The organism is Massilia sp. CFBP 13721, assembly GCF_014842025.1.
Lineage (GTDB): Bacteria > Pseudomonadota > Gammaproteobacteria > Burkholderiales > Burkholderiaceae_D > Telluria.
In genome coordinates this window covers 32,974-57,806 of record NZ_JACYUY010000036.1, presented here as the reverse complement: position 1 = coordinate 57,806, position 24,833 = coordinate 32,974, and the positions used below count along the sequence as shown (strand labels likewise).

Annotated in this window: 23 protein-coding genes; 13 read left to right on the top strand and 10 right to left on the bottom strand. The window is 64.3% G+C overall.

The window, feature by feature from the left end; genetic code table 11:
- The first annotated feature begins 194 nt into the window (after positions 1-194).
- Genes IFT60_RS24315 through IFT60_RS24305 form a run of 3 tightly spaced genes read left to right on the top strand, consistent with a single transcriptional unit; the run spans position 195 to position 3,395 of the window.
- Positions 195-1,406, top strand: coding sequence for a CaiB/BaiF CoA transferase family protein (locus tag IFT60_RS24315; protein ID WP_192056686.1), 1,212 nt, complete (start codon positions 195-197; stop codon positions 1,404-1,406).
- Complete coding sequence (locus tag IFT60_RS24310; RefSeq protein WP_192056685.1) at positions 1,403-2,374, top strand: hydroxymethylglutaryl-CoA lyase; 972 nt, start codon at positions 1,403-1,405, stop codon at positions 2,372-2,374. The genes IFT60_RS24315 and IFT60_RS24310 overlap by 4 nt, the downstream gene beginning before the upstream one ends.
- 46 nt (positions 2,375-2,420) lie before the next feature.
- Complete coding sequence (locus IFT60_RS24305) at positions 2,421-3,395, top strand: Bug family tripartite tricarboxylate transporter substrate binding protein (RefSeq protein WP_192056691.1); 975 nt, start codon at positions 2,421-2,423, stop codon at positions 3,393-3,395.
- A gap of 191 nt (positions 3,396-3,586) precedes the next feature.
- Here IFT60_RS24305 and IFT60_RS24300 read toward each other — a convergent pair whose 3' ends face one another.
- The 6 genes from IFT60_RS24300 to IFT60_RS24275 all read right to left on the bottom strand — a co-directional run bounded on the left by IFT60_RS24300 (position 3,587) and on the right by IFT60_RS24275 (position 11,717).
- A complete protein-coding gene (locus IFT60_RS24300) occupies positions 3,587-4,273 on the bottom strand; it encodes a pentapeptide repeat-containing protein (RefSeq protein WP_192056684.1) in 687 nt (228 codons plus the stop codon).
- Positions 4,273-4,587 (bottom strand): hypothetical protein, encoded by a 315-nt coding sequence (locus tag IFT60_RS24295; RefSeq protein WP_192056683.1) that lies wholly within the window; start codon positions 4,585-4,587, stop codon positions 4,273-4,275. The genes IFT60_RS24300 and IFT60_RS24295 overlap by 1 nt, the downstream gene beginning before the upstream one ends.
- A 121-nt stretch (positions 4,588-4,708) precedes the next feature.
- Positions 4,709-7,498: a TonB-dependent receptor plug domain-containing protein gene (locus tag IFT60_RS24290; protein WP_229511157.1), complete on the bottom strand. Its 2,790-nt coding sequence runs from the start codon at positions 7,496-7,498 to the stop codon at positions 4,709-4,711.
- A 456-nt stretch (positions 7,499-7,954) separates the two neighbouring features.
- The gene (glcF, locus tag IFT60_RS24285) at positions 7,955-9,187 is read right to left on the bottom strand and encodes a glycolate oxidase subunit GlcF (RefSeq protein WP_192056682.1); all 1,233 of its coding nucleotides are present in this window, start codon (positions 9,185-9,187) and stop codon (positions 7,955-7,957) included.
- Between the two features lies 1 nt (position 9,188).
- The gene (gene glcE, locus IFT60_RS24280) at positions 9,189-10,232 is read right to left on the bottom strand and encodes a glycolate oxidase subunit GlcE (protein WP_192056681.1); all 1,044 of its coding nucleotides are present in this window, start codon (positions 10,230-10,232) and stop codon (positions 9,189-9,191) included.
- Between the two features lie 3 nt (positions 10,233-10,235).
- Positions 10,236-11,717 (bottom strand): FAD-linked oxidase C-terminal domain-containing protein, encoded by a 1,482-nt coding sequence (locus tag IFT60_RS24275; RefSeq protein WP_192056680.1) that lies wholly within the window; start codon positions 11,715-11,717, stop codon positions 10,236-10,238.
- 74 nt (positions 11,718-11,791) lie between these two features.
- Here IFT60_RS24275 and IFT60_RS24270 point away from each other — a divergent pair, with 74 nt between their 5' ends.
- Positions 11,792-12,346, top strand: coding sequence for a cob(I)yrinic acid a,c-diamide adenosyltransferase (locus IFT60_RS24270; protein ID WP_192056679.1), 555 nt, complete (start codon positions 11,792-11,794; stop codon positions 12,344-12,346).
- Between the two features lie 8 nt (positions 12,347-12,354).
- On the top strand, positions 12,355-13,401 hold the full coding sequence (locus IFT60_RS24265; RefSeq protein WP_192056678.1) for a rhomboid family intramembrane serine protease: 1,047 nt from the start codon (positions 12,355-12,357) through the stop codon (positions 13,399-13,401).
- A gap of 54 nt (positions 13,402-13,455) precedes the next feature.
- Here IFT60_RS24265 and pepA read toward each other — a convergent pair whose 3' ends face one another.
- Positions 13,456-14,316, bottom strand: a complete 861-nt coding sequence (gene pepA, locus IFT60_RS24260; protein ID WP_267874605.1) for a flocculation-associated PEP-CTERM protein PepA — start codon at positions 14,314-14,316, stop codon at positions 13,456-13,458.
- Positions 14,317-14,587: 271 nt separating this feature from the next.
- Complete coding sequence (locus IFT60_RS24255) at positions 14,588-15,754, bottom strand: mandelate racemase/muconate lactonizing enzyme family protein (RefSeq protein ID WP_192056676.1); 1,167 nt, start codon at positions 15,752-15,754, stop codon at positions 14,588-14,590.
- A gap of 100 nt (positions 15,755-15,854) precedes the next feature.
- On the opposite strand from IFT60_RS24255, the gene IFT60_RS24250 reads away from it, so the two are divergent.
- The 7 genes from IFT60_RS24250 (at position 15,855) to IFT60_RS24220 (ending at position 22,148) form a co-directional block, all read left to right on the top strand.
- Positions 15,855-16,751 carry a LysR family transcriptional regulator gene (locus IFT60_RS24250; RefSeq protein ID WP_192056675.1) on the top strand — a complete coding sequence of 299 codons (897 nt, stop codon included), beginning with the start codon at positions 15,855-15,857 and terminating at the stop codon, positions 16,749-16,751.
- A gap of 490 nt (positions 16,752-17,241) precedes the next feature.
- A complete protein-coding gene (locus IFT60_RS24245) occupies positions 17,242-17,946 on the top strand; it encodes a hydrolase (RefSeq protein ID WP_192056674.1) in 705 nt (234 codons plus the stop codon).
- A gap of 89 nt (positions 17,947-18,035) precedes the next feature.
- Positions 18,036-19,904 carry an amidohydrolase gene (locus IFT60_RS24240; protein WP_192056673.1) on the top strand — a complete coding sequence of 623 codons (1,869 nt, stop codon included), beginning with the start codon at positions 18,036-18,038 and terminating at the stop codon, positions 19,902-19,904.
- A 12-nt stretch (positions 19,905-19,916) separates the two neighbouring features.
- Positions 19,917-20,600, top strand: coding sequence for a YoaK family protein (locus IFT60_RS24235; protein WP_229511154.1), 684 nt, complete (start codon positions 19,917-19,919; stop codon positions 20,598-20,600).
- Positions 20,597-21,166 carry a TMEM175 family protein gene (locus IFT60_RS24230; protein ID WP_374000976.1) on the top strand — a complete coding sequence of 190 codons (570 nt, stop codon included), beginning with the start codon at positions 20,597-20,599 and terminating at the stop codon, positions 21,164-21,166. Before IFT60_RS24235 ends, IFT60_RS24230 begins: the two co-directional genes overlap by 4 nt.
- Before the next feature lie 91 nt (positions 21,167-21,257).
- Positions 21,258-21,656, top strand: a complete 399-nt coding sequence (locus tag IFT60_RS24225) for a VOC family protein (RefSeq protein WP_192056672.1) — start codon at positions 21,258-21,260, stop codon at positions 21,654-21,656.
- A gap of 72 nt (positions 21,657-21,728) precedes the next feature.
- On the top strand, positions 21,729-22,148 hold the full coding sequence (locus IFT60_RS24220) for a hypothetical protein (protein WP_192056671.1): 420 nt from the start codon (positions 21,729-21,731) through the stop codon (positions 22,146-22,148).
- Positions 22,149-22,805: 657 nt separating this feature from the next.
- On the opposite strand, the gene IFT60_RS24215 is transcribed toward IFT60_RS24220, so the two are convergent.
- Together IFT60_RS24215 and IFT60_RS24210 are read right to left on the bottom strand one after the other, a co-directional pair.
- On the bottom strand, positions 22,806-23,318 hold the full coding sequence (locus IFT60_RS24215; protein WP_192056670.1) for a ferritin-like domain-containing protein: 513 nt from the start codon (positions 23,316-23,318) through the stop codon (positions 22,806-22,808).
- A 184-nt stretch (positions 23,319-23,502) separates the two neighbouring features.
- A complete protein-coding gene (locus tag IFT60_RS24210; protein ID WP_307729711.1) occupies positions 23,503-23,928 on the bottom strand; it encodes a winged helix-turn-helix transcriptional regulator in 426 nt (141 codons plus the stop codon).
- Between the two features lie 143 nt (positions 23,929-24,071).
- Between IFT60_RS24210 and IFT60_RS24205 the strand changes: the two genes are divergently transcribed.
- Positions 24,072-24,833 (top strand): SDR family oxidoreductase, encoded by a 762-nt coding sequence (locus IFT60_RS24205; RefSeq protein WP_192056666.1) that lies wholly within the window; start codon positions 24,072-24,074, stop codon positions 24,831-24,833.

The following is a 24,833-nucleotide window of genomic DNA, read 5'->3' as shown; positions in this document are numbered from 1 at the left end:
CGTGTACTTCATACCGCTCCAAAAGTTGTGCCCAACTTTTGGGGGTCAGTTCAAGGGGCGCCCACCCTACAATACCCGATCGCCAGGAGCCAGCTTTCGCGGTTTGCGAAAGCTGGCTTCTCCCCTTTTCGCTTCTGTCATCGCCGGCGGCGGCTCACAATGCCTTGACGTTAGCAATCGGAGCGAGGTGCATTGTGAGTACAGGTCAAGTCATCCCCGAAGGCGCGCTGCGCGGCGTGCGCGTCATCGAAATGGGGCAGCTCATCGCCGGGCCGTTCGCCGGCAAGACGCTGGGCGAATTCGGCGCCGACGTCATCAAGATCGAGGCGCCCGGCAGCGGCGACCCGCTGCGCAACTGGCGCATGATCAAGGAAGGCACCTCGGTCTGGTGGCAGGTCCAGTCGCGCAACAAGCGCTCGATCGCGCTCGACCTGCGCAGCCCCGAGGGCCAGGACATCGCGCGCAAGCTGATCGCCGAAGCGGACGTGCTGATCGAGAATTTCCGCCCCGGTACCCTGGAAGCCTGGGGCATGGATTACGCAGCCCTGTCCGCGCTCAATCCCGGCCTGGTCATGCTGCGCATCTCGGGCTACGGCCAGACCGGCCCTTACCGCGACCTGCCCGGCTTCGGCGCCATCGGCGAAGCCATGGGCGGACTGCGCCACCTGACCGGCGAGCCGGACCGGGTGCCGGTGCGCTGCGGCGTCTCGATCGGCGACACCCTGGCCGCCCTGCACGGCACCATCGGCATCCTCACCGCCCTGTACCACCGCAAGGTCAACGGCGGCAAGGGGCAAGTCATCGACGTCGCACTGCACGAGGCGGTGTTCAACGTCATGGAAAGCCTGATCCCGGAATACAGCGCCTTTGGCGCCGTGCGCGAAGCGGCCGGCAGCGCCTTGCCGGGCATCGCGCCGTCGAACGCCTACCGCTGCAACGACGGCTACGTGCTCATCGCCGGCAATGGCGACAGCATCTTCAAGCGCCTGATGGCGGTGATCGGCCGCGACGACCTGGCGACGGACCCAAGCCTGGCCAACAACGCCGGCCGCGCCGCGCGCGCCGCCGAACTCGACGCCGCCATCGGCGTCTGGACCGCCACCCGGGCGTCCGCCGAGGTGCTCGAGATCCTTGGCCAGTCCCGGGTCCCGGCCGGCAAGGTCTATACCGCGCAGGACATCGCCGAAGACCCGCACTACCGCGCGCGCGACATGATCCTCTCCCAGACCACGCGCGACGGCTATGACATCGAGGTGCCGGGCGTGGTGCCCAAGCTGATGGGCACGCCGGGCAGCGTGCGCTCGTCGGCGCCGGGACTGGGCGACGACACCGACGGCGTCCTGCGCGAACTCGGCTTGAGCGAGGACGACGTCGCTGCCCTGCGCAGCAAGGGAGTGGTGGCATGAACGCCTGGGAAGGCGGCGGCCGCCGCATCCACATGCAGGAAGTAGGCACGCGCGACGGCTTGCAGGCCGAATCCGCGTTCGTCCCGACGTGCGAGAAAATCGCCCTGGTCGACAGCCTGGCGCGCGCCGGCATGGCCAAGATCGAGGTGACGGCGTTCGTCTCACCGAAAGCGATCCCGGCCCTGGCCGATGCCCAGGACGTCATGCGCGGCATCGAGCGCGTTCCCGGCGTGGTCTACAGCGCCCTGGTGCCCAACGTGCGCGGCGCCGAACGCGCCATCGAAAGCGGGGTCGATGAGCTCAATCTCGTGATGTCGGCCAGCGAAACCCACAACCTGTCGAACCTGCGCATGACGCGCGCGCAATCGTTCGCCGCCCTGTGCGAGGTGGCGGGGCTGGCCCGCCAGGCGGCGTGTGCGGTGAACATCTCGCTGTCCTGCTCCTTCGGCTGCCCGATGGAAGGCAACGTGGCCGAAGACACCGTGCTGGCATGGTGCGCGCGCTTCATCGGCGAAGCCGGCGCCGGCGGGATCACCCTGTGCGATACCACCGGCATGGCGTATCCGACCCAGGTGGCGGCGCTGACGCGGCGCTTCCGTGCTGCCTGGCCGGATATTGAACTCAGCCTGCATTTTCATAACACGCGCGGCATGGGACTGGCGAACGTGCTGGCCGGGATCGACGCCGGCGCCGACCGTTTCGACGCCTCGCTCGGCGGCATCGGCGGCTGCCCGTATGCGCCTGGCGCGTCGGGCAATGTCTGCACCGAGGAAGTGGTGCATGCGCTGGGGCTGATGGGTTACGACACCGGCGTCGACCTGGAGCGGCTGCTGGCCGCCTCGAAACGGCTGCCGGAGTTGATCGGCCACGAGACGCCAAGCCAGATCGTCAAGGCCGGGCGCCGCCTCGACCTGCACCAGCCGCCGCAGGATCTCGAGGCGATCCGGGAGCGCGCCCATGCACGGTAAAACAACAACCATCGTTCGCGATGCACAAGGAGACACCATGAAGTCGATGCATTTTCTGAAAGCGCGTACCTGCGCACTCGCCCTCGCTACGGCCTTCGCCGCCACCGGCGCGCAGGCGCAGGACTACCCCACGCAAACGGTGACGCTGCTGGTATCGGCGGCGCCCGGCGGCACCACCGACCTGGCCGCGCGCATGATTTCCGATCCGCTGTCGAAAGCGCTGGGCAAGGCGGTGGTGGTCGACAACCGCCCCGGCGGCGCCGGCGTGATCGCCGCGGCGGCGGTCAAGCGGGCCAAGCCGGATGGCCACACTTTACTGGTGCAGTACTCCGGCTTCCACGTGATTACGCCGCACGTCATGAAGGCGCCGTTCGACCCGGTCAAGGACTTCGCGCCGGTCGCCAACCTCATCGTCGCACCGCAGGTCATGGTCGTGCGTCCCGGCCTGCCGATCAAGACCTTGCCCGAACTGGTCGCTTACGCCAAGGCGCAGCCGGGGAAACTCAGCTACGCGTCGTCGGGCAACGGCTCGCTGCAGCACGTGACCGGCGAGATGCTCAACGGGATCGCCGGCATCAAGCTCACCCACGTGCCCTACAAGGGAACCGGGCCGGCCGTGACCGATATGCTGGCGGGCACGGTCGACCTCACCTTCACCACGGCGCCGCCGCTGCTCGGCCACATCAAGACCGGCAAACTGCGCCCGCTGGCCGTCACCGGCAACGTCGCCTTGCCAAGCCTGCCGAACGTGCCGACCACCGCGACCATCCAGGGTTTCGACAAGCTCGACGTCAGCTCGTGGTTCGCCGTGTATGCGCCCGCCGGCACACCGAAGCCGATCGTCGACCGGTTGACGAACGAGATCAGGAAGATCATGCAGACGGCCGAATTCAAGAGCAAGGCCGAAGCGCAGGGTGCGTATGCGGTGTACATGAACCCGCAGCAGCTGGCGGAGCATACGAGCAAGCAGCTGCAGTACTGGGGCAAGTTCGTCAAGGATGCGAAGATCACCGCCGAGTGAAACGCCTTAGAGAACGATGCACAGACGCGTAGGGTGGGCGGCTGTACTTCTTCAGTTTGTGCACCCGCGACATCTGCGCCGCCTACGCGTTCAACCACCGATGCTAAGTCGCGAGGTTTCAGATGGCGGTCAAACGCGTGGACGGCATTCACGTTCGCGGACAAGCAGATACCCGGGTGTAGTCGTCCACCCTACGCGACGTTCAATCCCATGGAGCGCACGATCTCGGCCGCCTGGCGCGGCGAAATCGTCGCACCCGCGAACAGCTTGGCGTTGACCAGCTTGACGCCGCCAAGGTCGGCCTCGCGCAGGTCGGCGCCGTCGAAACGGGTGTCCTTGATGTGGGCGTCGCGCAGGCTGCCGCCGGCGAAGACGGCGTCGCGGAAATCGCAGCCGGACAAATCGGCGTCGGCGAAATCGATGCCGACCAGGGTCAGCTTGCGAAACGACATGCGGCGCAGGTCGGCGCCGATCAGCAGCGAATCCTCGAACGACAGGCCGAGGTAGCTCACTTCCTCGAACGCGGCCCCGGTCAGCTTGCAGCTGCGGTAGGCAGCCGACGCCAGCTTGGCGCGGCGCCAGCTGGTGTTGTTCAGGTCGGAGGAGGCGAAGTGGGCGTCGACCAGGTCGGCGGATTCGAAATCGGCATGGCCGGCGCGGCAGCGCTGCCAGCGCGTGCGCGACAGGTTGGCGGCGTAGAACGAGGTCTCGAGCAGCACGCAATTGCGAAAGCCGCTCTCCTGCAGGTTCAGGCGCGCGAGGTCGGCGCCGGAAAAATCGCAATTTTCGAAGACCAGCATGGCGTCCTGCGCGAGCAGTTGTTCGACGCGGTCACGGTCGAGCGTTTCGCCGCTGATGGTGACGGTGCCCTTTGCCATCAGTGGCTTTCCACCTGCGCCGAGCCGTGGATGACGCAGCCGCGGTTGACGTTTTCCAGGAAGCGCAGCGCTTCGCCGATCGAGGCCGAGGACGGGACCAGGCGGTTCAGCCCCGGTTCGCTGGCGATGCGGTCCAGCCCATAGGCCAGCGCGCGCGAGACTTCGCGCGCCAGTTTGCCGTCGCTGTTGTACAGGGCGTCGTAGACACCAACCTCTTCCCACAAGGGGACGAAACCGGGTGTGGTGGAATCCTCGAAGACGACGACGGGAGAAGCGCCTCCCTCGTCGCGCACGAGGCGAAAGACTGAACTCATGGCGTGCTTTGCAGATCGTTGGATGGGACGGCATGCTAGCACGGCTGCCCGCGGCGCGCAGGCGCGAAAAAAAAGACCAGGCCGAAGCCTGGTCTTTCGTATTACTTACACGCTCGGAAAATCAGAACGTGTAGGTCGCCGCCACGCCAAAGGCGCGGAACTGCGGCGAGGTCGTGTTCCAGCCGTTGCGGTACTGGATCGGACGGTCTTCGCCGAGGACGTTGTAGACATACGCGTTCAGGCGCACGTGCGGGATGCCCGTGTAGGTCAGGTTGTAGTCCAGCGTGGTGTTGTGGTCGACACGCTTGCAGTCGGCCATGTCGGCAGCGGCGACGTTCTGCGTCACGCACCAGGTCGGCGAGTCGATGGTATCGCTGGTGTAGCCGCTGGCGTAGTTCCAGACCAGGCCGTTGTCGAAGTTACCTTTCTTCACATTGGCGCGGGCGATGATCGTCATGCGCGAACCGAAGTCGTAGGTACCGACCTGGTTGCGGCTGTAGGCGCCCTCGCCCACCTCGAAGGTCTGGTACTTCAGCACATAGGTGCCGTCCAGTTTCAGGCGCACGTCCGTACCCAGCAGCTTGAAGCGGCCCGATGCGTCGAAGTCGAGGCCCGAGACGCGCGTCTTGCCGCTGTTGACGTACGGGTTGTACAGCAGGCCCAGCTGGCCAACGCCGCCGTAGTTGAGGGTCGTGTTTGGCGCGTACTTCTTCGCCAGTGCGATGAACTGGTTGTCGGCGGCGCTGCTGTCGATACGGACCAGCTGGCCATCCGGCAGGTTGGCTTCATCTTTCAGGATGTCGACCGTCGAGCGGGTACCGATCTCGTTCTTGCGCTCGATGTGATAATAGTCCATCGCGGCCGACCAGTTCCTGATCGGCTGGAAGACGAAACCGGCGGTCAGCGAACGCGAGGTTTCCGGTTCCAGGTTCGGGTTCGACGACACGAAGCTTGGCAGGCCGGCGACGCATTCCTGCGAGCGGAACGTGTTCGCCTGTGCCTTGTCGGCGGTGGTGGCGTTGGCCGCGCCTTGCACCAGTGCGTTCAGTGCGTTGGCGGTCGGGCAGCGGCGTGGATCGACGACGCTGGTCGCGACCGAGCTGCGGCCGCGGCCGTCACCCGATTCGACGATGTTCGGCGCGCGGAAGCCGCCCGATGCCGTTGCGCGCAGCAGCAGCTTGTCGCTGACCGTATAGCGCAGGCCCAGCTTCGGCGACATGTGCGCATCGAAACCGGCGGTCTTGTCGGCACGCACGGCAGCGCTCAGTTCCAGGTTCTTCAGCACAGGCACCGTGGCTTCGGTGAACACGGCGTACTGGTTGACGCGGTCGGCCACTTGCAGGCCGAAGATGCCGACCAGGTCGCCATTCAGGACGTTGTCCGAGCTCTTCATCCAGTAGCCATTGCTGCGGATGTCGGTGCCGACGGCGACGCTCAGCGGACCGGCCGGCAATTGCATGACCGCGCCCGAGATGGTGGCGTCGAAGAACTTGATGTCGGCTTCACCGTCGGTGGTACGGACCGGGAACATCGCCTCGAGCAGCGCCGGATCGTTCTGCTGGCCGAATTTATAGGTGGCGTTGTTGATCGCGGCCGGGTAGGCGGTGGCGCTGACGGCGCGCGTGGCCTTGGTCGCGGACGACTTCATCCAGCCGGCGGCCGAGCGCCAGTCGAAGCTGCCGATCGTGCCGTCGAGCGCCAGCATCACGCGCGACTGGTCGGATTCGGTACGGTTGAAGTTGAAGCCATTGCCGGTGTCCATCATGCGCGCACGGTATTCGGTGGCGACGTTGTACGGGTTCATCGGGTGGCCAACCGGCAGTTTCGGATACGAGAACGGACCGACCATCTTGCCGGCGTTGACGTTGTACCAGATGCTGGTCGCGGTGGTCGTGCTGCCATTGCTGACGCTGAACGGCGCCACGATGTAGTCGCTGGTCGCGCCGGCAGTGGTGATTTCGAAGTTGGCGTTGATGTCCTTGCCAATCTTGAAGTGCGTAATGCTGGCGATGGCGTGGCGCTTGTTGTTGGTGGTCAGGCCGGTGTACGGCAGGACGTCCCATTTGCACAGCCCATCCTTCGGATCGAGCGCGTCGGCCGGGCAGCCCGGCGCGGCGACGATGTTGGTGCTGCTGCGGAAGTAGTTACCGGTCGGCGACAGGGTGCTCTTGGCATCCCAGGTCGAACGGCCCGGGGTCTTGCGGTGCCATTCAGGGTAATAGTCTTTCAGGTCGCCCACGCTGTAGCCGTCGCGCTTGTAGAACTCGGCGCTGACATAGGTATTGAAACCCTGCTCTTCGATATCGCCGAAGCCGGCGATGGCCGAGATGCTGCGGCTGCGGTCGTCGTGGAAATGCTGCGATTCGCGGTGGTTGACGCGGATTTGCGCGCCCTGGTAATCCTTGCGCAGGATGATGTTGATCACGCCGGCAATGGCGTCGGAGCCGTAGATCGCCGAAGCGCCGTCCTTCAGGATTTCGATGCGTTCGATCGCGTCGCTGGCGATGGCGTCGAGGTTGGTGAAGTTTTCCTGGGCGTTGTCCGACAGGCCGTACTGGGCGATGCGGCGGCCGTTCACCAGAATCAGGGTCGAGACCTTTTGCAGGCCGCGCATGCTCACGCCCGAAGCGCCGGTGGCGAAGCCGCCGCTGCTGGCGGTGGCCGAATTCAGGGAGGTGTCGACCGAAGCGGCCGAGGTCAGGATGCCGAGGGCCGTCGTCTGGCCGGTACGTTCGATGTCGTCGCGGGTCAGGACCTGGACCGAACCGGCGGCTTCCGCTTCGGTGCGCTTGATGTTACTGCCCGTGACTTCCACGCGCTGCATTGGAACAGCCGGATCGATCGGCTGTTGCGCCAGTGCGAAGGCCGGATAGGCCAGCATGACTGCGAGGGCGATGGCGTTTTTGTTCAAAGTACTCTTGTGCTTCACTACGACTCCCGGATGGTAAATTTGTTTTAGCTACGCGCTGACTTCGATTGGAGAACCTGGTTCACCTTGACGATGCCGCTTATAAATACTGTTACACAAACATTGATCCACAGCAAAGTCATTAGCACGGATTTTCTACAAGATCGTTAAATAGTGTTACATCCGTCTCTTATTTGATACATACCGTTACTTTGCTCTACTGGAGCTGAACAAAATTCACGATAGACAGTTTCTATGTCTCAATAATTGCTGAAGTGGGGACATGGCGACAGTACATCGAGCGCGCGGATAAATATGTGGAATCTTGCAGAAAAGGAGAATGCGCCGTCGCCGCCCGCTCCGGATGTGGACGGGCCAAGGACGAGATAAACGGCGACGGGAGACGGTGCATGGCGCACCGCCGCCTGCCGGCGTTGTATTGAACTGCCGGCCGTTCGCTCAGGCCGCGGACAGCGCCCGGTCGACCAGTTCGATCCAGTGGCTCACCGGCGTGCCGGTCCCCGACTGCAGGTGCGTCATGCAGCCGATATTGGCCGAGACGATCTCCTTGGCGCCGGTTGCTTCCAGGCTGGCCAGCTTGCGGTCGCGCAGTTCGTGGGCGATCTGCGGGTGCAGCACCGAATAGGTGCCGGCCGAGCCGCAGCACAGGTGGCTGTCGGCGCACAGCACGACGTCGACACCGGCCGCGCGCAATACGCCTTCGACCTTGCCGCGGATTTGCTGGCCGTGCTGCAGCGTGCATGGCGGGTGGAAGGCGACGCGCTCTGCAATCTTGCCGCGCAGGCGCTGCGCCAGCTGTTCTTCGAAGGCCGGCATGATTTCCGACAGGTCGCGCGTCAGCATCGCGATGCGCCCCGCCTTGGCCGCGTAAGCCGGATCGTGCGCCAGCAGGTGGCCGTATTCCTTGACCGTGACGCCGCAACCCGAGGCCGTCATCACGATCGCCTCGACTTCCTCGCGTTCGACCAGCGGCCACCAGGCGTCGACGTTGCGGCGCATGTCGTCCAGCCCGGCCGCCTGGTCGTTCAGGTGGTAGCGCACCGCGCCGCAGCAGCCGGCGCGCGGCGCCACCACCAGCTGCACGCCGAGCGCATCGAGCACGCGCGCGGTGGCCGCATTGACGTTCGGCGCCATCGCCGGCTGCACGCAGCCGTCCAGCACCAGCATCTTGCGCGCATGCGTGCGCGTCGGCCAGTGGCCGGCGCCGCGCGGACGCTGCACCTTGTCCTGCATCTCTTTCGACAGGAGCGGGCGCAAGGCGGTGCCGACCCCATACGCCGGCTTGAACAGGTTCGTCCGCGGCAGGAATTCCTTGAGCATGGTGCGCTTGATGCGGTCGGCCGCCGGACGCGGCACGCGCTCCTCGACCACGCGGCGGCCGATGTCGACCAGGCGCCCGTACTTCACGCCCGATGGACAGGTCGATTCGCAGTTGCGGCAGGTCAGGCAGCGGTCCAGGTGCAGTTGCGTCTTGCGCGTCGGCTCGGCCCCTTCCAGCACCTGCTTGATCAGGTAGATGCGTCCGCGCGGGCCATCGAGTTCGTCGCCCAGCAGTTGATAGGTCGGGCAGGTGGCGGTACAAAAGCCGCAGTGCACGCAGGCGCGCAGGATCGCTTCGGCCTCGTTGCCGTCGGCGGTGCCCTTGATGAAGTCGGCCAGGTTGGTTTGCATGCTAGAACAGTCGTCCGGGATTGAAAATGTGGGCAGGATCGAAGGCCGTCTTCAGGCGTTCGTGGATGCGCGCCACGGCCGGCGCCAGTGGCTGGAACACGCCGGCGCTCTTGTCGCCGCCGCGGAACAGGGTCGCGTGGCCGCCCACCGCGCCGGCGCTGCGGCGGATGACGGCGGCGTCGCTAGAGGGTGCACGCAGCCAGCGCTGGGCGCCGCCCCATTCGACCAGCTGTTCGCCATCGAGGACGATCGCGCCGGTGGTGGATGGCACCGACAGCCGCCACAGCGGCATGTCGCCCTCGAACCAGGCGTGGCGCTGTTCGCGCAGGCCGGCCCAGAACTGTGAACAGTCCGGCATCACCTGCCCGCCCAGCGAACGCACCGCGGCATCGACCGCTGCCCGCGCGCCGGACAGGCGCAAGGCCAGCACGCCGCGGTGCCAGCAGCTGGCCGAGATCGGCAGCGGCTGGCCGCCCCAGGTATTGAGCATGCGGATCGCGGCGATCTCGCCCGTCTCGAAGACCAGCGTCGTCTCGGCGACCGTGCGCGGCAGGACTTTGACCGATAGCTCGAGCATCAGCCCGAGCGTGCCCAGCGAGCCGGCCAGCAGGCGCGAGACGTCGTAGCCGGCCACGTTCTTCATGACCTGGCCGCCGAAGTTCAGCACTTCGCCCTTGCCGTCCATGAGCTTTGCGCCCAGCACGAAATCACGCACGGCGCCGCTGTTGGCGCGGCGCGGGCCGGACAATCCCGCAGCAATCGCGCCGCCAAATGTCGCACCGTCGCCGAAGTGCGGCGGCTCGAAGGCGAGCATCTGGTTTTGCGCGGCCAGCACCGCTTCGATCTCGGCCAGCGGCGTGCCGCAGCGTGCCGTGATCACCAGTTCGGTCGGCTCGTAATCGACGATGCCGGCGTGGCCGCGCGTGTCGAGGAGCTCGCCTTGCAGGGCGCCGCCGTACCAGTCCTTGGTGCCGCCGCCGCGGATGCGCAGCGGTGTTTGCCGAGCTGCCGCCGCGCGTATCTGTTCTTTGAATTGTTCGATCATGTTTTAAAAACGCGGAAGGTCCGGGAACGGCACGGCGCCACCATGCACGTGCAGCTTGCCGAATTCGGCGCAGCGGTGCGGGGTCGGGATCGCCTTGTCCGGATTGAGCAGCATCGGCACGTCGAAGGCCCGCTTCACGGCGAAGAAGGCATCGAGTTCGGCACGTGCGAACTGCACGCACATCGAATTGATCTTCTCCATGCCCACGCCATGCTCGCCGGTGATGGTGCCGCCCACTTCGACGCACAGCGCCAGGATGGCGGCGCCAAAGGCTTCGGCGCGTTCGAATTCGCCGGGCTGGTTGGCATCGAACAGGATCAAGGGATGCATGTTGCCGTCGCCCGCGTGGAACACGTTGGCGCAGCGCAGTCCGTAGGTGGTTTCCATCGCCTCGATGCTGGACAGGACATGGGCCAGCTGCTTGCGCGGGATGGTGCCGTCCATGCAGTAGTAATCGGGCGAGATGCGTCCCGCCGCCGGAAACGCGTTCTTGCGCCCGGACCAGAATTTTGCCCGCTCCGCTTCGTTCTGCGAGACCGCGATCGCACTGGCGCCGGCCCCTTGCAGCACCTGCGTCATGCGCTCGATTTCTTCGGCCACTTCGAGCGGCGTGCCGTCGGCCTCGCACAGCAAAATCGCGGCGGCGTCGGTGTCGTAGCCGGCGTGGACAAAAGGCTCGACCATGCGCGCCGAGGTGCGGTCCATCATTTCCAGGCCGGCCGGGATGATGCCGGCCGCGATCACGCTGGCCACCGCGTTGCCCCCGGTGACGACGTCATCGAAACTGGCCATGATCACCTGCGCCGCCGCCGGCTTCGGCACCAGTTTGACGGTCACCTCGAGCACGATGCCGAGCATGCCTTCCGAGCCGATGAACACGGCCAGCAAATCCAGGCCCGGCGCGTCCAGCGCTTCGCTGCCGAGTTCGATGATCTCGCCGTCGATGGTGGCGACGCGCACGCGCAGCACGTTGTGCACGGTGAGGCCGTATTTCAGGCAGTGCACGCCGCCCGAGTTCTCGGCCACGTTGCCGCCGATGGTGCAGGCGATCTGCGAGGACGGGTCGGGCGCGTAGTACAGGCCGTACTGCGCCGCCGCCTCCGAGATGGCGAGGTTGCGCACGCCCGGCTGCACGACCGCCGTGCGCGCGTAGTCGTCGACGCGCACAATGCGGTTCAAACGCGCAGTGGACAGCACCACGCCGTCAATGATCGGCAGCGCCCCGCCCGAGAGGCCGGTGCCGGCGCCGCGCGGCACGATCGGCACCTGCAGTTCGCGGCAGACGGCCAGCACCGCCAGCACCTGCTCCTCGTCGGCCGGCAAGGTGACGATCATCGGCAGCTGCCGGTAGGCGGCCAGGCCGTCGCATTCGTAGGGACGGGTGTCTTCGGGGTCGGACAGGACGGCGCCCGTCGGGAGCCGGGCACGCAAGGCTGCCGCGACTTGCTGGCGGCGCTCTGGGGAGACGTGGAGAGGGGCGGACATGGCGTCGATTGTAGCCACAATCACATCGATTTGTCGTATCCTCGGGCTATCTTTTTTAGGGTCTGGACATAATCATGGGTAATCGACTTTCCAAAATCGCCACACGCACCGGAGACGACGGCAGCACGGGCCTCGGCGACGGCAGCCGTACCGGCAAGGACAGCGCGCGCATCCACGCGCTGGGCGAGGTCGACGAACTCAATTCCTTCGTCGGCCTGCTGCTGTGCGAGGACATGCCCCCAAGCCTGCGCGAGGAACTGATCTCGATCCAGCACGACCTGTTCGACCTTGGCGGCGAGCTGTGCATCCCCGGCTACCAGATGATCAAGGACGAACACGTGGCGCGTCTCGATGGCCTGCTGGAGAAATACAATGCCGACCTGCCGGTCCTGAAGGAATTCATCCTGCCGGCCGGCTCGCGCGCGGCCTCCACCGCGCACGTGTGCCGCACCGTCTGCCGCCGCGCCGAGCGCGCCATCGTCGCTTTGTCCAAGACAGACACGCTCAACCCGCAGCCGCGCCAGTACGTGAACCGCCTGTCGGACCTGATGTTCGTGCTGGCGCGCGTGCTGAACCGCTTCGCCGGCGGTGGCGACGTGCTCTGGAACCACGAACGCCAGCGCGGCTGAGGAGCGGTATGGCAGGCAGTACGCTGTTCGACGTCCGTTTCTACACGGCCGGGGTCAAGTGGCCGACCAATCCGTTCCGCTTTCGCGGCCAGGGCCAGCTCGCAATCGAGACCGATTTCGTGTTCGTGCGCGGCGCCATCGGGCGCACCTTCGGCCTGCCGAAGCACGAGGAGCACCGCCTGCGCCGCGTCGACATCGTCAACGCCTATGCGAGCGGCCAGGACGTCTGGTTCGACGTGATCGGCGTGAAGGAAAACATCACCGTCGGCTTCAGCGCCGCCGACCGCGAGACGGCGGCGCGGATCGTCGCCCTGCTGCCCACGCGCCAGACCGAGTCCTTTCAACGCGAGCACGAGGAAAACGCCGTCTTCCACGACCGCATCGATTACTGGAGTCCGTCGACGCCCGTCATCTGGGGCCTGCTGGCGGCGAACATCGGCATCTTTGCGCTGATGTGGCTCGCCATCAAACACTTCCAGTCGGAGCTGATCGGCCCGCTGCGCCAGGTCTTCGAGCGCCAGCCGAATGCCGCGGCGCTGCTGCATGCGCAGCAGCTGGTCGAATGGGGATCGAACGTCGGCCGCCTGACGCGCGGCGGACAATGGTGGCGCCTGGTCAGTTCGATGTTCCTGCACGGGAGCCTGCTGCACCTGGTGTTCAACATGATCGCGCTGTGGCAGGTCGGTAAACTCACCGAACGCATCTTCGGCAGCACCCGCTTCCTCGCGCTGTATTTCATCGCCGGCGTCTCGGGCAGCATCGCCAGCGTGCTGTGGAATCCGCACGTGAACAGTGTCGGCGCCTCGGGCGCGATCTTCGGCATCATCGGCGGCCTGCTCGCTTTTCTCAGCCGCGCGAATACCGGGGTGCCGCCGACGGTCGTCACCGAGCTGCGTTCCTCGCTGGTGCCCTTCCTGTTGTTCAGCCTGTGGATGGGCTTCGTCTATCCGCACACGGACAATGCGGCGCACATCGGCGGCCTGGTCGGCGGCTGGCTGGCGGGGCTGTTATTGGCACGCTCGATTCATTTGCCGGAACAGGCGCAGGCCAAATAGGAAAAAGAGCGGACCAGCCGCTCTTTTCCACTTTTCCCAATACGTCCAACGCCATCACGCCTTGCCGGCGCGCCTGCGTGTCACCGCACCCGCGCCCAGCATGGCGATGCCGAACAAGGCCAGCGTACCCGGTTCCGGTACGTCGGCCAGCTTGATCTGGCCGTTGTTGCTAAGGAAGATGTACTGGCCGGGCGCGTTGGCATACGCCGTGCCGTTGCAGCCCGCGCCGGTAAAGCCTGCGAACTGGCACGCCACTTCGTCCACCAGCGTGGCGGTCGGATCGCCGACGGTGTTCGCATTGGTAAAGGCGAACGCCATGATCCCCTCTCTTGCCAGATCCTGGCCGTTTTCACGGAAGAAGTAGCCCGCGGCGACATCTCCGGCATCGGCCCTGGCCATCACGGTCACGCGTCCGTTGCTGGTGGGCGAACCGCTCGAATCGACGACACCGCCGCCGCCGGCCATCACGTCGAAGTCGGCAATCAGGTTGCCCAGGTTGGCGCCGTAGATTCCCTCTGTCGTGGCGTACTGTCCGCCGGTCGGGTTCTGGTACATGCGGATGGTGCCGCTGCTGAACGAGAAGGCGCCGCCGAAATTACCGGTTCCAGTCGCTTCGAAGATGGCGGTGATGTTGCCGCCTGGGTAGTTGACCGGGAAATACCGGCCGTTGCTGTCCGCCTGCGCGATGTTGAATACAGCGTGTTCCGTGAACGAGAAGCTGTTACCGCCGGTCGAGGTGAGCTGGATGAAGGCATTTCCGTTCACATCCAGGTATTCGTTGATTTGCTGCCCGCCCGCGGCGCCACCGCCGGTGGGGTTGAATATCCAGTTGTTCATGATGGTGGCGGCGTTGGCGCCACCGGCGACAGACATTGCGACAGCAGCAGCGCATACTAGCTTTTTCAAAAATTTCATGGTCGTTTTCCCCAACGCGTGGTTGATAAGGGTGAGCACAGCAGCTCCCCCTCAAGCAACTGTCATACCAACTTGTTGACGACCTTGAAAATCAACCAGTTATCACATCCTGCTCGCTCAGCAGTTATAAAAATGTAAAGATTGTCGACAACTGGTTAACTTGTTTTATTGCCTTTATGTAGTCATGGTGCATAAGCTCGCAGGTGCTGGCCGCATCCATCCCATACTAGACTTCACCCGGCGGCACTGTCCGATTGCTGATGGTGTCGGCTCAAGCCGACAGCTTCCGCATCTGCGCGAACAGGTCGGCCTTGCCTTCGAAACCGATGCCCGGCAAATCCGGCATCATGATGTGGCCGTGATCAACTTTTACCCCATCAGGGAAGCCGCCGAAAGGCTGGAACAAATCCGGATACGACTCGTTTCCGCCCAGGCCCAGGCCGGCCGCGATGTTCAGCGACATCTGGTGGCCGCCGTGGGGGATGCAGCGCGCCGGCGACCAGCCGTGCTCGCGCAGCATGTCGAGCGTGCGCAGGTATTCGACCAGGCCGTACGACAGCGCGCAGTCGAATTGCAGCCAGTCGCGGTCGGCGCGCATGCCGCCATAGCGGATCAGGTTGCGCGCATCCTGCATCGAGAACAGATTTTCTCCGGTCGCCATCGGGTTTTTATAGTAATTGCGCAGCGTCGCCTGCAGCTCGTAGTCGAGCGGGTCGCCCGCTTCTTCGTACCAGAACAGGTCGTACTGCGACAGCGCTTTCGCATAGGCGATGGCGGTGTCGAGGTCGAAGCGGCCGTTGGCGTCCACCGCCAGCTTCTGGCCATCCTGCAGCACCGACAGGATGCTGTCGATGCGCCGCAGGTCTTCGTCGAGCGAAGCGCCGCCGATCTTCTTTTTCACCACCGTGTAGCCGCGGTCGATATAACTGCGCATCTCGTCCTTGAGCTTGCCGTGGTCCTGGCCCGGATAGTAGTAACCGCCGGCGGCGTACACGAACACCTTGCGCTCGGGCTGGCCATTGCCGTAGCGGTCGGCCAGCAGCTGGAACAGCGGTTTGCCTTCGATTTTCGCCACCGCGTCCCACACCGCCATGTCGATGGTGCCGATCGCCACCGAACGCTCGCCGTGGCCGCCCGGCTTTTCGTTGGTGAACATACAGTTCCAGATTTTATGCGGGTCGAGGTTGGTGCCGGCGTCGTCGACCAGCGAACCGGGATCGGCTTCCAGGATGCGCGGAATGAACCGTTCGCGCATCAGCTTGCCCTGGCCGTAGCGTCCGTTCGAATTGAAGCCGTAGCCGATCACCGGCTTGCCGTCGCGGATCACGTCGGTGACGACCGCCACCAGGCTCAGGGTCATCTTGCTGAAGTCGATGTAGGCATTGCGGATTGGCGAGCTGATCGGGAGGGTTTGTTCACGGATTTCTACGATTTTCATGGGAGTCTCCTGGTAAGTCTGCGGGTATCGGAACAGCGCTAGATTACGCTGCGGCGCCGGTCCTATAATTCACTCCGATTTAATAATCAATTAAATAAAAATGAAGAATGAATCTGCCTCCGATATGCAGTTCTTCGCATTGGTGGCCAAACACGGCAGCCTCGCGGCAGCCGCGCGCGCCCTCGGCCTGACGCCGCCGGCGGCCACCAAACGGCTGGCCGCACTCGAGGCCCGGCTCGGCGTGCGCCTGGTGAACCGCACCACGCGCAGCCTCAGCCTGACGAGCGAAGGCGCAACTTATCTCGAGCATGCGACGCGCATCCTGGGCGAGATACGGGAAATGGAAGACGCGGTCACCCAAGGATGCGCCACGCCGCGCGGCCTGTTGCGGGTGAATGCGACCCTGGGTTTCGGGCGCACGACGATCGCCCCGCTGGTGTCAGCCTTCGCCGCGCGCTATCCGGAAGTGGAATTGCAGATGGAAGTGACCGACCGTCCCGTCGACCTGGTCGAAAGCGGCTTCGACCTGGCGATCCGCTTCGGCGAATTGCCGGATAAGCGCCTGAACGCGCGCCGCATCCTGTCGAACCGGCGCTTCCTGTGCGCCTCGCCTGCCTACCTCGAGCGCCACGGCGCGCCGGCCAATCTCACCGAGCTCGCCCGGCACCGCTGCATCATCCACCGCCAGAACGACGATGCCCACGGCACCTGGCGCTTCCTGCACCGGGAGCATACGGAAGTGGTCAAGGTGCATGGCATGTTGTCGAGTAACGATGGCGACATCGTGCTGGGCTGGGCGCTGGACGGCCACGGCATCCTGATCCGTTCGGAATGGGACCTGGCCCGCTACCTCGACAGCGGCCGCTTGCGCATCGTGCTGCCCGAATTCACGCTGCCGGCCGCCGACCTGTTCGTCTACTACCCGAGCCGGCGCAACCAGACCATCCGCGCACGCGCCTTCATCGATTTTCTTGTCGAGCATTTCCAGCAAAAGTAAGGCTGGGGTCAGGAAAGAAGGTCTGGACCCGTAAGGTGGGCGGCTACACCTGAGCCTGTGATCGTCCGCTGCTTCGATGCCGCCCACGCGTTCAACCACACTCCGAAACTTCGCGACGGATCACCGGCTGGTTGAACGCGTGGGCGGCCGCAAACGCGCGGGTGTGCCAACTGAAAAGGTGAAGCCGCCCACCTTACAGGTCTGTGCATCGTTCTCAAAACGAAGCGTGGCCTGACTGACTTGCTTTAGGCCACTCCCCCTCTTCCCAGCCTTACTCGCCCAAAATATACATTCGAAAATTTCGATTATATATCCGCAAATATTCCGTTTTTCATATCGAAAGCAGCCACGCATAATGGCCCCATCGCATCGAAACAACGCAGGCAACGCCAAAGCGAAGTCAGCAATGAACCTTCGACGCATTCGATGATCCGAACTGAACCGATGTCCAATCGCCGCACGTGATGCGGCCCAACCTGAGGAGAACACCATGCACAACGCCAAACTCGAAGTCCTGACCCCACACAACTCGCAGCTGATCATCATCGACCATCAGCCGCAAATGGCCTTCGGCGTGCAGTCGATCGACCGCCAGACCCTCAAGAACAACGTCGTGGGCCTGGCCAAGGCAGCGAAAGCCTTCGATATCCCGACCATCATCACCACCGTCGAAACCGATTCCTTCTCGGGCAAGACCTACCCCGAGCTCCTGGACGTGTTCCCGGACCACCCGATCCTCGAGCGCACCTCGATGAACTCCTGGGACGACCAGAAAGTGCGCGACGCACTGGCCGCCAATGGCCGCAAGAAGATCATCGTCGCCGGCCTCTGGACCGAAGTCTGCAACACCACCTTTGCCCTGTGCGCCATGCTGGAAGGCGAGTACGAGATCTACATGGTGGCCGACGCCTCCGGCGGCACCTCGAAGGATGCCCACGATTTCGCGATGCAGCGCATGGTGCAGGCCGGCGTGGTGCCGGTGACCTGGCAGCAGGTGCTGCTGGAATGGCAGCGCGACTGGAAGAACCGCGAGACCTACGACGCCGTGATGAAGATCGTCACCGAGCACTCGGGCGCCTACGGCATGGGCGTCGACTACGCCTACACGATGGTGCACAAGACGGCGGCCCGTAACCAGGGACAGAACGAAGTGCTGGCGCCCGTTTCTGCTCCAGTATCTGCGCCAATCCGCTAAGACAGCCATCCGGTCCGCAGCAACAGCGGACCGCCTCCACCGTCCACGCCGGACCACGAAGCGAATCAGAATAACCAAGGGAGCACACCATGCAGGCACAGGTCAATTCGAGCGCGACGCTCATCCTCACCAACGGCAACTTCGCCACCCTCGACCGCGCGCAGCCGCAGGCCAGCGCCGTCGCCATCCGCGACGGCCGCTTCCTCGCCGTCGGCGACGCCGAGCACGTGATGCGCCACCGCGATGCCGCGACCGAGGTCATCGACCTGAACGGCCGCACCGTGATCCCGGGCCTGAACGATTCGCACATCCACCTGATCCGCGGCGGCTTGAACTACAACCTCGAGCTGCGCTGGGAAGGCGTACCGTCGCTGGCCGACGCGCTACGCATGCTGAAAGACCAGGCCGACCGCACCCCGCATCCGCAGTGGGTGCGCGTGGTCGGCGGCTGGAACGAATTCCAGTTCGCCGAAAAACGCATGCAGACGCTGGAAGAGATCAATGCCGCCGCACCCGACACCCCGGTCTTCATCCTGCACCTGTACGATCGCGCCCTGCTGAACCGCGCCGCCCTGCGCGCCGTCGGCTACACCAAGGACACGCCGAATCCGCCCGGCGGCGAAATCCAGCGCGACGGCGCCGGCAACCCGACCGGCATGCTGATCGCCCGCCCGAATGCGATGATCCTGTACGCCACCCTGGCCAAGGGTCCGACGCTGCCCTACGATCTGCAAGTGAACTCGACCCGCCAGTTCATGCGCGAACTGAACCGCCTGGGTCTCACCAGCGCCATCGACGCCGGCGGCGGGTTCCAGAACTACCCGGACGATTACGCCGTCATCGAAGAACTCGACCGTAACAAGCAGCTGACGATCCGCGTCGCCTACAACCTGTTCACCCAGAACAAGGGCCAGGAGCTGGAAGACTTCCAGCGCTGGACCGGCATGGTGAAACCAGGCGAAGGCAGCGATTACTATCGCCACAACGGCGCCGGCGAAATGCTGGTGTTCTCGGCGGCCGACTTCGAAGACTTCCTGGAGCCGCGCCCGGAGCTGGCGGCCGGCATGGAAGACGAGCTGGAAAAAGTCGTGCGCCACCTGGTGGAAAACCGCTGGCCGTTCCGCCTGCACGCCACCTACGACGAATCGATCACGCGTATGCTCGACGTGTTCGAGAAGGTCAACCGCGACATCCCCTTCAATGGCCTGCACTGGATGTTCGACCACTGCGAGACCATCAGCGAGCGCAATATCGAGCGCGTAAAAGCGCTGGGCGGCGGCATCGCCATCCAGCACCGCATGGCTTTCCAGGGCGAGTATTTCGTCGACCGCTACGGCAAGGGGGCCGCCAGCGCCACGCCGCCCGTAAAACGGATGCTGGAAAGCGGCGTGCCGGTCGGCGCCGGCACCGACGCCACCCGCGTGGCCAGCTACAACCCGTGGACCGCGCTGTACTGGCTGGTGTCCGGACGCACCGTCGGCGGCCTGGCGCTGTACGGCGACAAGGGTTTGCTGCCGCGCACCACCGCGCTGGAACTGTGGACCGCGGGCAGCGCCTGGTTCTCGAACGAACAGGGCCGCAAGGGCCGGATCGCGGAAGGCATGCTGGCCGACCTGGCGGTACTGTCGCAGGACTTTTTCACGGTCGACGAAGAAGCCATCAAATCGATCGAATCGGTGCTGACGGTGGTCGGCGGGAATGTGGTCTACGGCGCCGCCGAGTTTACCAGTCTGGGGCCACCGCCGATTCCGGTGCTGCCGGAATGGTCGCCGGTCAGCAAGGTGCCGGGGCACTGGCGCAAGGCCGCGCCGCAAGCTCAGATCGCCCTGCCCCATCAATGCAGCGGCCCGTGCGGCGTACACGCCCACAGCCACGACCGCGCCCGTAAATCGAGCGTGCCGGTATCAAACCACGGCGGCTTCTGGGGCGCCCTCGGCTGCAGCTGCTTCGCCTTCTGAGCGGGGACGCAGATGACGACTCCACAATTCCAGCGCCTGCAAGGCGTGGGCATGGGCTTCATGGCCGGCTATGTCGACACCCTCGGCTTCATCGCCCTGTTCGGTTTGTTCACGGCCCACGTCACCGGCAACTTCGTGCTGATCGCGGCGGCGCTGGCCGATCCGGCGCAGACGCCGTCCCTGTTGAAACTGCTCGCCTTCCCCGCCTTTATCCTGGGCGTGGCCGCAGCGCGGCTGCTGGTGGCCGGCTGCGAACGGCGCGGCGCGCCGGCAACGAAGCCGGTCTACCTGCTGCAACTGGTGCTGCTGCTCGGCTTCATGGTGTTCGGCATGCTCGGTGAGCCGGTCGGCCGCAACGTCGGACCGCTCGCCTTCACCGCCGGCTTGCTGGGCGCCGCCGCCATGGGTGCGCACAGCGCCGCCAGCAAACTGCTGCTGACCAACCTGGCGCCGACCTCGATGATGACCGGGAACGTGACCCAGCTCGTGATCGACACCGTCGACCGCCTGCGCGGCGCCGCCGACGCCGCCACCCGCGCCCGCTGCGCCAAGTTCTTCTGGCCCGTGCTGGCGTTCGCACTCGGCTGCGCGGCCGCCGCCTTTGCCTACCGCGCATTCGGCTTCGTCGCGCTGGCGGTGCCGAACGCGATCCTGGTCTGGCACCTGTGGCTGTCCGAACCGGAGGCGGCGAAGTGAACATCGTGATGGGCAAGGGCCGGCTCGAAGCCTTCAGCGACGGCGTCATCGCGATCATCATCACGATCATGGTGCTGGAACTGAAGCCGCCGCAGGGTACGGAAGTGGCCGACCTGGCCGGCGTGCTGCCCGGCTGGCTGCGCTACGCGCTCAGCTTCGTGTACGTCGGGATCTACTGGGTCAACCACCACGCGCTGCTGGCGCGGGTGACGAAAGTCGACGGCGCGGTATTGTGGGCCAACCTGCACCTGCTGTTCTGGATGTCGCTGATCCCGTATGTGACGGCCTGGGCCGGCGAACATCCACTGGATTCGGTGCCGGGGGCGCTGTACGGCGTGGTGCTGCTGCTGTGTTCGATCTCGTTCATGCTGCTGTCGTGGCGCCTGGAATGCGAGGGCCATGTGGCGCATGCGGTGTCCTGGGGCAGCCGCAAGAACCGCGTCTCGATCGTGCTGTATGCGCTGGCGATCGGACTGTCGCTCTGGTACGCGCCGCTGGGCGCCGCGGCCCAGGTGGTGCTGGCGCTGCTCTGGCTGATTCCCGAAGCGGACAAGGCGCGCCAATAGATCAGTATTTTTTCACGCGCCTGTCGATTTCATGCGTGGCCATTCGTCGTCGGAATGCATCCCCTTCATTCATTTCCTATACGAGGCCACCATGAACAAACAAGTCATCTTCAACCTCCCGGTCAGGGACCTGGAAAAATCCAGGGCATTCTTTTCCGCCCTCGGCTTCCGCTTCAATCCGCAGATGAGCAACGACAGCGCAGCCTGGATGATCGTCGTCGACGACACCATTCACGCCATGCTGATGACCGAGCCCTTTTTTGCCTCCCTCATCGACAAGCCCGTGGTGCAGGCCAGGGAAGCCAACGAGGTCATCATCTGCCTGAGCTGCGAAAGCCGGGAAGAAGTCGACAGCCTGATCGCCAAAGCCGTCGCCGCGGGCGGGCGCACGCCGCATCCGCCCGAAGACCACGGCTTCATGTACGACCAGGGATTCGAGGACCTCGATGGGCACCTGTGGAACCTGGTCTGGGCGGCGCCGCAGGCGTAACGGCCAACCGTGCGCACCCGACGCGCGCAGCGTTCCATACTGTTGCCTCCGACTACTCGTACAGGATCAGCCATGTCAATCGTCAAACTGGATGAACTCGAAGGGGCGGCCATGATGGTCGAGGACGGCGGCGGCACGGTCACCGCCATGGTATCGCGCGCAACAGGCATGATCCATTTCTTGAACGACGAGTACGCGGACGAGGAAGCACCGGTGCCGTCGGCCTCCGGCGCCAACGGGGACTATGTGCCGGTGCCGGCCGCGGGCACGCTTGGCATCGGCGACGGACTCATTCTCCGTTTCGCCGCGACCCACATGGCCGGCGACCAGGAGACTGTGCGCGACCTCTTCCGCGACCGCAATACCGAAGGCTTCGCCCGCCTGCTCGAAGAGCGCAGCGCAGGCGAAGCCTGGGAACAATTTCACGAGGATGCTACCCGGACTGCCTTACAGCAGTGGTGCACAGAGAACGGATTGCAACTCGCCGAATAAGGCTATTTTTGACAGGCATGCTTTTGGCAGATATCTGACATCATAAAATGCGATTGGATTTATATGATGCGTTGCGGCATCATGCTTCTGTCTCCTCTACTTTCCTCCAAGAAAATAGATTATTGCCCGCCCTCCAGCGGGCATTTTTTTTGTTTGTTTGGTTTTGCTGGCTCTGCCGGACAAAAAAAATGGCCCCGCAGGGCAATGCCGTTCAGTTAATCGGCTTGCGCCGCATTTCAGCCAGGACCGACCTCGGTCGCGAAAATGCGCGTGGCGCGATACGTAGAGGGTGTGAAAAAAACGTCAGGGCAAGGGATACGGCCGCCCGGCGCCGAGTCGAAGACAGTACGAGTGTACGGCGAGACGAGGCAACGCAGCCATGGCGATTTTTCACATCCTCGTAGGGTGGACCGGGCGGCGACCCGCTTCGTCCACGGGCCCTTCTCATGCATATCGCGATGCGCTACGTAACCAGAAGCGCGCACGTACAAGTTTTCCCTGGCATGCAGGAGTGCAAAGAAACGGCCGTGGACCGAGTCCACCCTACGATTATCGAAACTCAGCCTGTTTGGCCTAGCTCACCGCTGGCAGAGAGTTCGCTCAGGCTTAATTGAACGGCATGAGGCCCCGCAGGGCCATGTCCCGATGCAGCTCCGATCAGACCTTGGCGTCGAGGCCAGGCGTCTCTGAACGCACCAGGAACGCCGCCGTGATCTGCGGCAGGTGTTCCAGCAGCCAGGCAGCCATCGCCTTTTCCTGCACCAGGATCTGTTCGCAGGCCGTTGCGGTCGCGGTGTCGCCCACGGCTTTGGCCGCGCCGATCAGCGACGTGTAGCTGGCGATTTCGAGGTTCTCGAACACGTAGCCGGCCATTGCGCCCTTGACCACTTCGTCACTGGTCATCATGCCGCCCACGCCCTGGCCGAAGGCAGCGAGCTTGCCGCCCAGGTCCTTCAGCACCGAGTTCTCGATCCCGCGGCGGCTCAGGATGCCGGCGAGGATGCTTTGCTGGCCACGGGTTTCTTCGATGTGCTGCACGATGCGCGCGCGCAGTTCAGGATAGTGCTCGAGACGCTCGGCCTGGGCCGTGAGCATCGTTTCGGCCTGCTGCTCCATTGCATGCGCGTCGCGCAGCCAGTCGTTCAGGTGTTCGTTTGCAGTTGTCGCCATGATCTTCTCCGTCAATCGTAGGTTGGGATTGGCGCCGCAGCCAGCGTCCGTGCAGGACGCCGGCTGCCTTCGCCACTCACCTGACTGTCGCAGAATAGTTCGGTGGTGTTTGTTAGGTCGTGCACATTCAGGCGACATCGGCGTCGAGATGGGCAGCCAACGGGTAGCGTCTGCGGCAACACCCTCAGCTTTTTTTAACTTGTTTCGCGCGCAATGCACGCAGCGTGGACTCATGCTCTTCCGCCCACACCCATAAGCTGCAAAACGCCGCGCACAGGCTGGTCCCGATCTCGGTCAACTGGTATTCCACCCGCGGCGGCACTTCCGGGTACACGGTGCGCAGTACCAGCCCGTCAGCCTCCAGCTGGCGCAGCGTTTTCGTCAGCATGCGCTGGCTGATCGTGCCGACCAGTTCGCCGACACGCGTGAAGCGTTGCACGCCGTGCTGATGCAGTACTTCCAGCACGCACATCGTCCATTTGTCGGCGACGCGATCGAGCACGTCCAGCACCAGGACGTCGAGTTCAGGGCGCGCCTGCGGGGCAGCATCGCCGTGCTGTAGCGGCTGGAATACGACCTGTCGTTTCCCGGTCTTCTTCATATTTGTCATAGGATTGCTTACCGTTTTGTTCGTACGGCACAAACAAGTGCCTACTTCCTGAATGAGAGTATTGGCGCTAGGCTAGCACGAATCCGCACACGTCTTCGCTGCGGATCGACCTTGAACGCAGTCTCACTTTATGGAGTTCGAACATGAACATGACTGGAAATACCATTCTCATCACTGGCGGCGGTTCCGGCATCGGACGCGCCCTGGCCGAAGCATTCCACCGGCGCGGCAACCAGGTGATCGTCACCGGCAGGCGTCAGGCGCTGCTCGACGAGGTCGCCAACGCCAACCCGGGCATCATGACGGCCGTGGTGGATCTTGCCGATGCACAGGACATCGAGCGCTTCGCGCAGCAGGTGGCGCGCGATTATCCGGCGCTTAACGTCATCATCAACAATGCCGGCATCATGCGCCCCGAGGACTGGCGCGCGGAAGCGATCGATACGTCGACCGCAGGAGCGACCATTGCCACCAACCTGCTGGCGCCGATCCTGCTCACGGCCAAACTGCTGCCCTTGCTGCGCAAGCAGGAGCGCGCGACCGTCGTCACCGTGTCGTCAGGCCTCGCCTTCCTGCCCCTAGCCATCACGCCGACCTACAGCGCCACCAAGGCCGCGATCCACTCGTTCAGCGAATCACTGCGCCACCAGTTGCAGGGCACGAACGTCGACGTCATCGAGATCGCGCCGCCGTACGTGCAGACGGAATTGATGGGCGCGCACCAGGCGGCCGATCCGCGCGCCATGCCGCTGACCGCGTTCATCGATGAGGTCATCGACATTATGACGACGCAGCCGGACGCGGCGGAAGTATTGGTACAGCGGGTGCATGCCCAGCGCTTTGCGGCCGAACGCGGACAAGCCGGCTACCAGGAACTGTTTGCGCAGGTGAACGGCAACGGCTAA